The organism is Micromonospora sp. L5, assembly GCF_000177655.2.
GTDB classification, from domain to species: Bacteria; Actinomycetota; Actinomycetes; order Mycobacteriales; family Micromonosporaceae; genus Micromonospora; species Micromonospora aurantiaca.
Window position 1 is genome coordinate 3,071,292 of the sequence record NC_014815.1, and the last position, 12,456, is coordinate 3,083,747.

Consider the following 12,456-nt stretch of genomic DNA (forward strand, 5'->3'; position numbering starts at 1 on the left):
CACGCCGGTCACACGCCCTGACGCCCGTACCGGTTGCGGGGGTTGCCGATCCGGGCGCTGTGGTTGACTGTCGGTTCAGGGACAGCGGAATTTCGCAGACAGGGGAGGGCCCGAGGTGCAGGTGCCGGCCGTGCTCGGCGAGCCGATCCGGTTCGTGCTGAACTGGGGCCGCCGCTACTCGCTCTGGGTGTTCAACTTCGGCCTGGCCTGCTGCGCCATCGAGTTCATCGCCACCAGCATGGGCCGGCACGACTTCATGCGGCTCGGCGTGATCCCGTTCGCCCACGGGCCCCGGCAGGCCGACCTGATGGTGGTCAGCGGCACCGTCACCGACAAGATGGCCCCGGCGGTCAAGCGGCTCTACGACCAGATGCCCGAGCCGAAGTACGTGATCTCGTTCGGCGCCTGCTCCAACTGCGGCGGCCCGTACTGGGACTCCTACTCGGTGACGAAGGGCGTCGACCAGCTCATCCCCGTCGACGTGTACGTGCCCGGCTGCCCGCCGCGCCCCGAGGCGCTGCTGCACGGCATCCTGCGCCTCCAGGAGAAGATCGCCGCCGAGCAGTCAGGCATCGGCGGCGTGCCCCGGCCCGACGCGCTCACCTCCCCGGCGGACGCTGTGGCGCGGCCGGTCGAGGCGCTCACCGCACCACCGGTACGTCCGCCGGTCGGCTGAACCGCCAGGTGGCGGCGCAGGGCTAGCCTGCGGCTCATGACCGACCTCGCGGAGAAGCGCTCCGCATTCATCATCGACGTGCTGACCGAGGAGTTCGGCGCGTCCATGGCGATCGACCCGGCGGCGTTCCGTCGCAAGTTCCGCAAGATGGCGGCGTCACCGTTCGCCTTCTACCGGGGCAGCGCCGCGCTGTTCTACGCCGACCAGCGCGGCGACTTCGGCAGCGACCGGTTCCTCGACGAGCGGACCAGCCGGGTGTGGATCCACGGTGACCTGCACGCCGAGAACTTCGGCACCTACATGAACGCCTCCGGGCAGCTCGTGTTCAACGTCAACGACTTCGACGAGGCGTACGTCGGGCCGTTCACCTGGGACCTGAAGCGGTTCGCCGCCAGCGTGGCGCTGCTCGGCTACGCCAAGGCGCTCTCCGACCGGGTGATCGGCGAACTGGTGACCGGCTTCGCCCGGTCGTACCTGGCCGAACTGCGGGCCATCGCCGCGGGCGGGGACGACGCGATCGGCTCGATCACGCTCGACAACGCCGACGGTGTGCTGCGCCGGGTGCTCCAGCAGGCGCGGCTGAACACCCGGGTGGACCTGCTCGCCGCGCAGACCACGATCGACAACTACGAGCGCCGGTTCTCCCTCGGCGACGGCGTCCACGAGATCGACGACGCCACCCGGGAGAAGGTCTGCGCCGCGTTCGCCGACTACCTGCACACGCTGCCGGACTCGACCACCCGGATGCGCCCGGTCGCCGCCGGCATCAAGGACGTGGTGCTGCGCAAGGGCGTCGGCATCGGGTCGGCCGGGCTGCCGTCGTACAACCTGCTGCTGGAGGGGCACACCCAGGCGCTGGAGAACGACGTCGTCATCTACATGAAGCAGGCGCAGGTGCCGGCCGTGGCGCGGTACGTCGACGACGAGCGGGTCCGGTCGTACTTCCGGCACCAGGGTCACCGCACCGCCGAGTCGCAGCGCGCGTTGCAGGCGCACGCCGACCCGTGGCTGGGCTTCACCGAGCTGGACGGCGTCGGGCAGCTCGTCGCCGAGGTGTCCCCATACGCGGCGGACCTGGACTGGGCCGACGTGAACGAGCCGGAGGCACTGGCGGGAGTGCTCGCCGACCTGGGCCGGGCGGTGGCCCGGATGCACTCGGTCGCCGACGACGAGTCCAGCCACGACCTGGTCGACTACTCCACCGAGGAGGCGATCGTCGCGGTCGTCGACGCCGACCCGGAGGCGTTCGTCGGCTACCTGGTCGACTTCGGCCACCGGTACGGGATCCGGGCGCGCGAGGACCACCAGCTCTTCGTGGACCTGTTCCGCAACGGCCGGCTACCAGGCATCTGAGAGGGCCGGGGCGCCGGATCCGGCGCCCCGCCTCACTGCGTGAAGTCAAGCACCGCCTTGATGTCCTCACCGACCGAGGCGTACGCCTCGCGGTAGTTCGACAGCGGCACCCGGCGGGTGATCAGCGACGTCAGCCACGACTGTTCGGCCTGGGCGAGCGCCTCGGCGGCCATCTCCCAGTGCCGCCGCCCGGCGTTCACCGAGCCGAACACCACGTTGTTCTCCAGCACCAGCTCCCGGTTGAGCGCACCGGCGTCGAAGTTGATCGTCCGCCCGCCGCTGGAGACGCCGGTCAGGCAGACGATGCCGGTCGGCGCGGCCTTGCACATGGCGTCCAGCACCACAGTGGGCGCGCCGGTGCACTCGATCACCACGTCCGGCTTCACGTCCAGCTCGGGCACGGTCGCCGTGTGGTACGTCGCCCCGAGCGCGCGGACCAGTTCCGGCTTCGGCCCGGTGGTGTTGCGGTCCAGCACGTGCACCGACAGCCCACGCTGGCTGCCGAGCAGCGCGGCCAGCAGCCCGATCGGCCCGGCACCGGTGACCAGCACCGTCATCGGTTTCCACTCGGCCCGGCGGCCGATCCGCTCGATGTGGTCCCACGCCTTCGCCACCACGCTCGTCGGCTCCAGCAGCACGCCCACTGATGCGAGCGCCGGGTCCAGCCCGACGGCGAACTTGGGCTGCAACCGCCAGCGCTCCCGGGCGAAACCGGGCAGTGCCTTGATGCCGTGCTCGGTGTACTGGCCGTTGCGGCACATGTCCCACTCGTCCACCGCGCAGTTCGCGCAGGGCACCGGATCGGGGTGGCGGACCACACCGGCGACCAGGTCACCGGTGTGCAACGTGCCGGTCGGATCATCCAGCACACGGCCCAGCGACTCGTGCCCGAGCACCAGCCGCTCCTGGCCCGGCGGCGCCTCGCCGTACTCGCCCGCGACGATCTCGTGGTCGGTGCCGCAGACACCCACTGCCAGCGCCTCGACCAGGATCGCGCCCTCCTCGGGCGGTGGCTCGGGCCAGTCCTCGACGAGCCGCAGCGAGTCCGGGACACCGGGGGTCACAGTCACAGCGCGCACGGACCTCATCTTTCCGCGCGCTCGCCCCGCCCGCCCGGCAAAGCGGCGATCCCGGCACGGGCGGCCCGGCCCGGTCCGCAGCCGTCGGCCATAGGATCAGCGCATGACTCCGGAAGAGGTCGGCCGGCGAGTGGTCGCGCTGCTCGCGCCCGTCGAGGCCACCGCATCGGTCTCCGGCGGTCAGGGGTACGCCCGCGCCACCGTCGACGTACCCCTGGCGAGCTGGGCGGACGCGGTGCGCGCGGCGCGCGACGACGCCGGCCTGGATCTCGACTTCCTGGACTGGCTGTCGGCGGTGGACGAGCTGGCCGACGGCTTCGACGTGGTGCTGCACCTCTGGTCGGTCCGGCACCGGCACGGGCTGCTGCTGCGCACCCGGGTGCCCCGGGACACGCCTGTCGTCGCGTCGGTGGTCGACCTGTTCCCCGGCGCCGCGTGGCACGAGCGCGAGACGCACGAGATGTTCGGCATCGACTTCGCCGGCCACGGTGAGCTGCGGCCGCTGCTGCTGCCACCGGAGTTCGAGGGGCACCCGCTGCGCAAGGAGTTCGTCCTCGCCTCCCGGGTCGCCAAGCCGTGGCCCGGCGCGAAGGAGCCGGGCGAGTCGGAGGCGGGCGGCGGCCGCCGGCCGGTCCGGCCGCCGGGCGTGCCCGCGCCGGGTGAGTGGGGCACGACGCCCACGCCGGCGGGTGCGGCCGGCGCCGGTGAGGGCCCCCGAGGGGGTACGCCGGCGCGCCCGGCCCGCGAACGGCCGGCTCGGCCGGCTCCGGGCGAGCGTCAGGCGCGGCCCGCTCCGGGCGAGCGTCCGGCGCGGCCTGCTGCCGCTGAGCGCCCGGCTCGGCCGACTGCCGGGGATGCTCCGGAGCGGGCTGTTTCCGGGGAGCCCGGGGAGGGGTCCACTGCTGCTCCGACGGCCGACGAGGCGGGTCCGCTCGGGCGGCCGCTGCCGGGGGAACGGCCGACCGGGCCGCCCCGCCAGGAGCCGGAGCCCGACGCGGCGGGGGAGAGCTGATGCCGGACTGGTTGGAGCTGGTCCTGCGCGTGGCAGGCGTGCTCGTCGCGTTCCTCACGCTGCCGCTGATCGTGGGCCAGGCCGAGCACAAGGTGATGGCGCACATGCAGGGCCGGCTGGGCCCGATGTACGCGGGCGGCTTCCACGGCTGGGCGCAACTGGTCGCCGACGGCATCAAGTTCGTGCAGAAGGAGGACGTCACCCCGCGCGACGCGGACCGGCCGGTGTTCCGGCTGGCGCCCGCTGTGGCGCTGGTGCCGTACCTGCTGGTGCTGCTGGTGATCCCGCTCGGGCCGGGTGACCTGGTCGCCCAGCCGCTGGACATCGGCCTGTTCTTCGTGCTCGCCGTGGTGGGCGTCGGCGTGCTGGCCGTGCTCATGTCCGCGTGGGCGTCGGCGAACAAGTACAGCCTGCTCGGCGGGCTGCGCGGTGCCGCCCAGCTGCTCGGGTACGAGCTGCCGCTGGTGCTGGCCGCCGCCTCGGTGGCGATGGCGGCGGGCACGCTCAGCCTGCCCGGCATCGTGGAGGCATGGCAGCCTTGGTGGCTGCTGTGGCAGGCACCGGCCATGGTGATCTTCTTCGTGGCGGGGCTGGCGGAGATCCGCCGTCCGCCGTTCGACATGCCGGTGGCCGACTCCGAGCTGGTCTTCGGCTACATGACCGAGTATACCGGCCTGCGGTTCGCGTTCTTCCTGCTCGCCGAGTACGTGGGCATCGTGGTGATCGCGGCGCTGACCACTGTGCTGTTCCTCGGCGGCTGGCAGGGCCCGTTCGCCGACGCGCAGCTCGGCTGGCTGTGGACGCTGCTGAAGGTCTTCGCCGTCGCCTTCGTGATCATCTGGCTGCGGGTGAGCTACCCGAGGCTGCGCGAGGACCAGCTCCAGCGCCTCTGCTGGCTGGTCCTGGTCCCCCTGGCCCTGGCCCAGCTCGTCCTGACCGCCGCAGTCCGCCTGGCCCTGTAGCCCGCCCCGCCCTTCCCCGCCTCCCTGTCCCCGTCGATCTGTGAGTGGGGTTGTCAAGGGGTTTGGTGGTGGGTGGTGATGGTGCGGTAGAGCTGTCGGGCGATGTAGCGCTTGAGGCAGCGGGTGATTTCTCTGGTGGTGCGGCCTTCGGCGTGGCGTCGGGTGATGTAGTCGCGTGTTTCGGGGTGGATGCGTCGGCGGGTCAGGGCGATGGTGTGCAGGGCGCTGTTGAGGGTTCTGTCGCCGCCGCGGTTGAGGCGGTGTCGGTCGGTGCGGCCGCTGGCCACGGGGATGGGGGCGGCGCCGGCGAGGGTGGCGTAGGCGGCTTCTGAGCGGACGCGGCCGGGGTGGGACCAGGCGGTGAGGGCGATCGCGGCGGTGACGGGTCCGACTCCGGGTTGGTCGAGCAGGGGCGGGCACAGTTCGGTGACGAGGGCTCGTAGGCGCTGGTGGTTGTCGGCCAGTGTGGCGTCGAGGATGTGGATGTGCCGGGCGAGGGTGACCAGTTCGCGGCGGCGGGTGTGTTCCTCGCAGGGCAGGGCGGTGGTTTCGGGCAGTTCGAGGGCGGCCAGGCGGGCGATCTGGATGGTGGTGGACAGCCCGCGTAGCGCCTCGCGCAGAGTGTCGTCAGCGGTCAGGATCAACGCTTTGACCAGGTTGACCGCGGCGGTGCGGGCATCGGTGTGGTGCCGGCGGCAGATCAGCAGCAGACGCAGGGCCTCGCGTGGGCCGTCGCTGCGGGGCACGGCGATGCGCTCAGCGGGCAGCGCCAGCACCGTATGGGCGGCGGCGACCGCGTCCAGCTGGTCGGACTTGCCGCCCCGACGACGGGCCGCAGCGGGGGGCTTGGGTGCCTCGCAGACGGGTTCGTCAGCAGCGGTCAGCAGCCGGCACAGCCCTTGCCCGTGTGACCGGGTGCCCTCCACCGCCCACAACCGGCGCCCCTGCGGTGGGGTGTGCGCGACGGCGAAGGCCAACAACCGGCTCAACCCGTCCGGGTCAGTGGACACCGTGACCTGCGCCAACACCCCACCGAGTCGGTCCACCACGGCGGCGGTATGCGTATCGGTGTGAGTATCGACCCCCACCACCACGTCATAGCGATCCGCGACCCGTTCTACGATCCTTCTCATCTCGGATTGTTGCTCCTTTGCCAGCGACGACCGGGACAGTCGGCGTCGGCTCGGGAAGACATCACCTCGGCGGCAAATCTGTGATGGGCCACGTGTGCTCGCACGGGCAGGCTTCTGATCAGGCCAGCAGGGTGGGCCGGGCCGGCGCCGACGATCACCCGGGGACAGGTCTTGCACAAGGCACACCCACACCACAGGCGGCCGGATCAACGAAGAGCCACCCAAGTGATCACCAACGCCGAACCCTAACGGCAATCAGCCGAACCGATCACCACAGACATAGAAGCGTCTTGCACTTGCCGCCCCGGCACAAGCCACTGATCGGTCATCCCTCGGGCCGCAAGTGCAAGATCGACGAGGGGTGGAGGGGAGAGGGGCTAGAGGAGGGAGTCGCGCCACTGGCGGTGCAGGGCGGCGTAGCGGCCGTCGGCGGCGATCAGCTCGGCCGGCGGGCCGTCCTCCACGATCCGGCCGTCGTCGAGCACCAGCACCCGGTCCGCTGTCTCCACCGTGGAGAGCCGGTGGGCGATCACCAGGGCGGTACGGTCGCGCAGCACGCTGTGCAGGGCCCGCTGCACCAGCCGCTCGGTCGGCACGTCGAGCGACGAGGTCGCCTCGTCGAGGATCAGCACCCGGGGATCGGCGAGGAACGCCCGGGCGAACGCGACGAGCTGCCGCTGCCCGGCGGAGAGCCGACCGCCGCGCCGGTGCACGTCGGTGGCGTACCCGTCGGGCAGCGCGGCGATGAAGTCGTGCGCGCCGATCGCCCGCGCGGCCGCGACCACCGCCTCGTCGTCGGCGTCGGGGCGGCCGAACCTGATGTTGTCGGCCACGGAACCGCTGAACAGGTGGGTCTCCTGGGTCACCAGCACCACCGCCCGGCGCAGCTCGGCGTCTGCGAGGTCGCGCAGGTCCACCCCGTCCAGCCGGATCACGCCCGCGTCCGGGTCGTGGAAGCGGGCCACCAGCTTCGCGACAGTGGACTTCCCGGCGCCGGTCGGCCCGATCAACGCCACTGTCTGCCCGGGCGGCACGGTCAGGTCCAGGCCGGACAGGATCGGCGTCCGGCGGCGGTAGCCGAAGTCGACGGCGCGGAAGGTGACGGCGCCGCGCGGCGGCCCGGCCGGCAGCGGCACCGGCCGCGCCGGTTCGGCCACCGCCGGACGCTCGTCCAGCACCCCGGCCAGCTTCTCCAGCGCGGCGGTCGCCGACTGGAGCGAGTTGTAGAACTGGCTCAGCTCCTCCATCGGCTCGAAGAACCGGCGCAGGTAGAGCAGGAACGCGGCGAGCACGCCCACCTCCACGCCGCCGCCCAGCACCCGCCAGCCGCCGTACCCGAGCACCACCGCAGCGGTCAGGTTGCCGATCAGCCGGATGCCCGGCGAGTAGACCGCGATCAGCCGGAACGCGCGCAGGCTGGAGCGCCGGTAGTCGTCGTTCACAGTGGCGAAGATGCGGTCGTTGCGGTCCTCCCGCCGGTACGCCTGGACGGCCCGGATGCCGCGCAGCGACTCGACGAAGTGCACGATGACCAGCGCCACCGCCTCCCGGGTGCGCCGGTACGCACCGGCCGAGGCGCGGGCGAACCAGCGCGACAGCACGAACAGGAACGGGAACGCGAGCAGCGTCACCGCCGCCAGTGGCAGGTCCAGCCAGAGCAGGATGCCCGCCACCGACAGCACGGAGAGCCCGGCCATCACCAGCTTGTCGATGCCGCCGTCGACCAGCTCGGCGATCGACTCCAGGTCGCTGGTCAGCCGGGACACCATCCGCCCGGACGTGTAGCGCTCGTGGAACCCGACGTCGAGGCGGAGGAAGTGCCCGTACACCCGGCGGCGCAGGTCCAGCAGGACGGCCTGGCCGATCCGGGCGGCGAGGGTGAGGAACGCGCGCCGGGCCGCGTACTCGACAGCGGTGGCGACCACGAACGCGGCGGCGACAGCGATCAGCGGGCCGGGATCGCCGCCCCGCAGCGGCTCGATACCCCTGTCGATGCCGAGCATGACCAGGTACGGCCCGGACATCGCGGCGGCGTTCTGGGCCAGCAGCAACGCCACCGCCAGCCCGAGGGCCCGCCGGTGCGGGCGCAGCAGCCGGCGCAGCAGCAGCCGGCTGCGGGCACGCAGCCGGGTCACCGCCTCCGGGGACGAGTCCTCGGCCCGGCTGCGGTCGGCGTCCGGATCGGTGGCCCGCCCTCGCCAGCGGGACAGGTCTTCACCGTCGCCGTGGCGCGCGCCGGTCGTCCCGTTACCGTTCGGCGCGTCGCGGGGCCGGGGCACCCGCGGCGCGCGGCCGGTCACGAGCGCACCAGGCCGACGCCGTCGCTCCGGCGCTCCGGCTCGGCGGACAGCACCGCCCGGTAGGCGGGTACGCGGGCCAGCAGCTCCGAGTGGGTGCCGACGGCGACGATCCGGCCGTCGTCGAGCAACGCCACCCGGTCCGCCAGTGCCACGGTCGAGGGGCGGTGCGCCACCAGCAGGGTCGTGGTGGCGGTGTCCCGCAGCACGCGGCGCAGGGCCGCCTCGACGAGCGCCTCGGTGTGCACGTCGAGTGCGGAGAGCGGGTCGTCGAGCACCAGCACCGCGGGCCGGCCGAGCACCGCACGCGCCAGCGCGAGACGCTGCCGCTGCCCGCCGGACAGCGACAGCCCCTGCTCACCGACCCGGGTCGAAAGCCCCCAGGGCAGCTCGTACGCGAACTCCGCCTGGGCCAGCGTCAGCGCGGCCCGGACCTCGTCCTCGCTCGCGTCCGGGCGGCCCAGTGTGAGGTTCTCCCAGACCGACATGGAGAACAGCGTCGGCTCCTCGAACGCGACGGTGACCAGCCGCCGCAACGACTCCAGCCGCAGGTCACGCACGTCGTACCCGTCGAGCGTGATCCGGCCGCGGGTGACCTCGTGCAGCCGGGGGACGAGCGACAGCAGCGTGCTCTTGCCGCAGCCGGTGGCGCCGACGAGCGCCATCGTCTCGCCCGGCTCGACTGTCAGGTCCAGATCGCGCAGCACCGGCGCGGACGTGCCGGGGTAGCGGAAGCCGACCCCCTCGAAGCGGAGCCGGCCGCGCACCTCGCCCCGGTCGAGCGGCCGGGCGTGCGGTGCGTCCACGATGGTCGGCGGCGTGTCCAGGACCTCCTGGATCCGGTCTGCGGCGGTCGCGGCCTCCTGGCCGTTGGCGATGATCCAGCCCAGCGACTGCACCGGCCAGATCAGCATGAGCTGGAGACTGACGAACGCGACCAGCTCCCCGATGGACAGCGCGCCGTCGGCGACCGCCGCGGCGCCTGCCACCAGGACCGCGCCGAGGGTCAGGTTGGGCACCAGGTCGAACAACGCGGAGGTACGGGCCAGCAGCCGGGCCTTGCCGATCCCGGTGTCGTGCAGCCGGCGCGCGCCGACGGCGAACCGGGCCGCCAGTTCCGGCCCACGCCCGTACGCCCGCATGGTGCGCAACCCCAGCGCGGTCTCCTCGACCAGCGTGGCGACGTCGCCCTGCTGGTCCTGCATGCGCCGTGACGCCGCGTGGTAGTGGCGCGCGAAGCGGCGGCTGATCAGGAACAGCGGTACGGCGCTCGCCGCGACCAGCAGCCCCAGCCACTGGTGCAGCCGGATCAGCAGCGCCACCACCGCCGCGTAGGTGACCAGGTTGAGGACCAGGAACAGCAGCCCGAAGGAGAGGAACCGCCGGATCACCGAGAGGTCGCTGGTGATCCGGGACAACAACTGGCCGGACTGCCAGCGGTCGTGGAAGCCGGCCGGAAGCCGTTGCAGGTGGGCGTAGATGTCGGCGCGGATGGCGGCCTCCATGCCCACCGAGGACGACGACTGCGTCCAGCGGCGGATGAAGATGAGGACCGCCTCGGCCACGCCGAGCAGCAGCGCGAGGGCGCCGAGCCGGAGCAGCCCCGCCTCGTCGTGCCGGGCCACCGGCCCGTCGACCACCCGCTGCACCACGAGCGGAACGGCCAGGCTCGCCGCGGTGGCGGCAAGCGCCGCGACCAGCAGCCAGGCGAACTCCGTCGCGTACGGGCGCAGGTAGGGCCGCAGCCGCCAGAGGTTGCGCAGCGGCTGGGACCGGGCGCCGGAATGCGCCGCGGGGTTGCCGTCGCTGGACGCGGGCACTACCCGACGGTAGCCGCCGGGGGTGACAGTCCGGCTGTCAGCTAGCCGTCACCCGTCCCTCATGCCCGAGAAGCCACTTCTTCACGTCCAGGCCCCAGCGGTATCCGCCGAGCGAGCCGTCGGTGCGCAGCACCCGGTGGCAGGGCACGAACAGCGCGGCGGCGTTGCGCGCGCAGGCCGCCGCGGCGGCCCGGATCGCCGCCGGTCGCCCGGCCAGCGCGGCGAAGCCGGTGTAGGTGACCGGGTCGCCGGCCTTCACGTCGCGCAGCACCTCCCAGGCGTGCGTCAGGAACGCGCCGCCGGTGTGCTGCTCCACCGCTACCGTGTCGATGGCGGCCAGGTCACCGTCCAGATAGGCCCGGACGGCAGCGGTCACCGGACCGAGGTCGGCCCGCTCCCGCAGCTCGCCGCGCAGGCTCGGATGCATCAGCGGCAGCAGGACCGCCGGGTCGGCGGTGAAGCCCGCCGCGCGTACCGCCCCGTCGGGGCCGGCGAGCACGCTCAACGGGCCGGCGGGGGTTTCGATGACGGTGCTGTCCACAGTGCTCATGCTGCTCTCCAGAGTCGGATGGTCGCGTACGACCGCCAGGGGCGCCAGCGGTCGGCGTACGCGGACAGGGTCTTCGGGTCGTCGGACAGGCCGAGCGCTGCTGCGCCACGGCGTACGCCCAGGTCGGTGGTGAGCGCGACATCGGGGTCGCCGAGTGCGCGCATGGCCAGGTAGCCGGTGGTCCACGGGCCGATGCCGGGCACCGCGGCCAGGAGCCGGACCGTCTCCTCCCGGTCGCCTCCGGGTTCCAGGTCGAGTTCGCCGTCGGCGACCGCGCGGGCCAGCGCGCGGAGCGTCTCCCGGCGGGCCGCCGGCATCCGGAACGCCGTGTCCGGCGCCGCGAGCACCTCCGCCGGACCGGGGAACGCCACCAGGCCGTCCGCCGGGTCGTCGGCACCCGCCCCGCTCGCCGTCCGGGTGGCGGAGAGCAGGCGGGTGAGCGTGGTCCGTGCCGAGGCCAGCGAGACCTGCTGGGTGGCGACGGCGCGGACGGCCAGCTCGAAACCGTCTACGGCGTGCGGCAGCCGGACGCCGGGCTCGGCCGCGACGGCCGGGGCCAGCGCCGGGTCGGCGGCCAGTGTGGCGTCCACCGCTACCGGGTCGGCGTCCAGGTCGAGCAGGCGGCGGCAGCGGGCCACCGCGGGAGCCAGGTCACGCATGTCGGCCAGCCGCAGCGTGGCGTCGATGTGGCCGTCGGCGGGGGTCAGCGCCACCGTGGCGGGACCGTGCGGCAGGCGCAGCCCCCGGTGGTAGGTGCCGTCGCGGACCACCTCGACGCGGGGCAGTGCGCGCAGCGCGAGGAAGTCCAGCAGCGCGCCCGCGTGCAGCGGGGGCCGGTACGCCAGCCTTAGCGAGAGCGTGCCCGCCCCGGTGGTCGCCGCCGGGCCACGTCGGCCGGCCCGCAGCTCGGACGGCGTGCCGCCGTAGACCTCGCGGACCGTGTCGTTGAACTGCCGGACGCTGCCGAACCCGGCGGCGAAGGCCACCTCGGCCAGGCCGAGGCCGGTGGTCTCGATCAGGATCCGGGCGGTCTGCGCGCGCTGGGCCCGGGCCAGCGCCAGCGGGCCGGCGCCCAGCTCGGCCCGGAGCATCCGGTGCAGGTGCCGCTCGGTGTAGCCCAGCCGGGTGGCCAGCCCGGGCACCCCGTCCCGGTCCACCACGCCGTCGGCGATCAGCCGCATGGCGCGACCGACCAGGTCGGCCCGGACGTCCCACTGGGGCGAGCCCGGTGCCGCGTCCGGCCGGCACCGGCGGCACGCCCGCAGCCCGGCCCCCTGCGCGGCGGCGGCGGACGGGAAGAACCGGACGTTCTGCCGCTTCGGCGTCATCGCCGGACAGGACGGCCGGCAGTAGATCCCGGTCGACGTCACGCCGGTGTAGAACCAGCCGTCGAACCGCGGGTCGCGGCTGTCGACGGCTCGGTAGCACCGCTCGAAGTCCAGTTCCATGCCACGATCCTGCCTCGCAGCTCCGACGCTCGGCTGGCGGGATTCAGACATGACGTGCGGCAGTCGCGCCCGCCCGGGGAAGTGGCGGTATCCCGAGCCCCGGGACACCGCCACATCGGCGAGGTG

The 12,456-nt window shown here is 73.3% G+C and carries 10 protein-coding genes; 4 read left to right on the plus strand and 6 right to left on the minus strand.

The annotated features are described in order from the left end of the window. Positions 1-115: 115 nt before the first annotated feature. On the plus strand, positions 116-676 hold the full coding sequence (locus tag ML5_RS14605) for an NADH-quinone oxidoreductase subunit B (RefSeq protein WP_013288676.1): 561 nt from the start codon (positions 116-118) through the stop codon (positions 674-676). Between the two features lie 36 nt (positions 677-712). Next, complete coding sequence (locus tag ML5_RS14610; protein ID WP_013475209.1) at positions 713-2,029, plus strand: DUF2252 domain-containing protein; 1,317 nt, start codon at positions 713-715, stop codon at positions 2,027-2,029. 32 nt (positions 2,030-2,061) lie between these two features. On the opposite strand, the gene ML5_RS14615 is transcribed toward ML5_RS14610, so the two are convergent. Next, the gene (locus ML5_RS14615) at positions 2,062-3,108 is read right to left on the minus strand and encodes a glucose 1-dehydrogenase (protein ID WP_030269284.1); all 1,047 of its coding nucleotides are present in this window, start codon (positions 3,106-3,108) and stop codon (positions 2,062-2,064) included. A gap of 103 nt (positions 3,109-3,211) precedes the next feature. Between ML5_RS14615 and ML5_RS33265 the strand changes: the two genes are divergently transcribed. Beyond that, entirely contained in the window at positions 3,212-4,120 is a 909-nt protein-coding gene (locus tag ML5_RS33265; RefSeq protein WP_013475210.1) for an NADH-quinone oxidoreductase subunit C, read from the plus strand. After that, entirely contained in the window at positions 4,120-5,082 is a 963-nt protein-coding gene (gene nuoH, locus ML5_RS14625) for an NADH-quinone oxidoreductase subunit NuoH (RefSeq protein ID WP_013288672.1), read from the plus strand. Before ML5_RS33265 ends, nuoH begins: the two co-directional genes overlap by 1 nt. A gap of 53 nt (positions 5,083-5,135) precedes the next feature. On the opposite strand, the gene ML5_RS14630 is transcribed toward nuoH, so the two are convergent. The 5 genes from ML5_RS14630 to ML5_RS14650 all read right to left on the minus strand — a co-directional run bounded on the left by ML5_RS14630 (position 5,136) and on the right by ML5_RS14650 (position 12,330). Continuing rightward, positions 5,136-6,215, minus strand: a complete 1,080-nt coding sequence (locus tag ML5_RS14630; RefSeq protein ID WP_013473518.1) for an IS110 family transposase — start codon at positions 6,213-6,215, stop codon at positions 5,136-5,138. A gap of 377 nt (positions 6,216-6,592) precedes the next feature. After that, positions 6,593-8,425, minus strand: a complete 1,833-nt coding sequence (locus ML5_RS14635) for an ABC transporter ATP-binding protein (RefSeq protein ID WP_236619438.1) — start codon at positions 8,423-8,425, stop codon at positions 6,593-6,595. Between the two features lie 86 nt (positions 8,426-8,511). Beyond that, positions 8,512-10,332: an ABC transporter ATP-binding protein gene (locus ML5_RS14640; protein ID WP_013475212.1), complete on the minus strand. Its 1,821-nt coding sequence runs from the start codon at positions 10,330-10,332 to the stop codon at positions 8,512-8,514. Positions 10,333-10,369: 37 nt separating this feature from the next. After that, on the minus strand, positions 10,370-10,882 hold the full coding sequence (locus ML5_RS14645) for a methylated-DNA--[protein]-cysteine S-methyltransferase (RefSeq protein ID WP_013475213.1): 513 nt from the start codon (positions 10,880-10,882) through the stop codon (positions 10,370-10,372). Then, the gene (locus tag ML5_RS14650; RefSeq protein ID WP_013475214.1) at positions 10,879-12,330 is read right to left on the minus strand and encodes an AlkA N-terminal domain-containing protein; all 1,452 of its coding nucleotides are present in this window, start codon (positions 12,328-12,330) and stop codon (positions 10,879-10,881) included. The genes ML5_RS14645 and ML5_RS14650 overlap by 4 nt, the downstream gene beginning before the upstream one ends. Positions 12,331-12,456 lie beyond the last annotated feature (126 nt).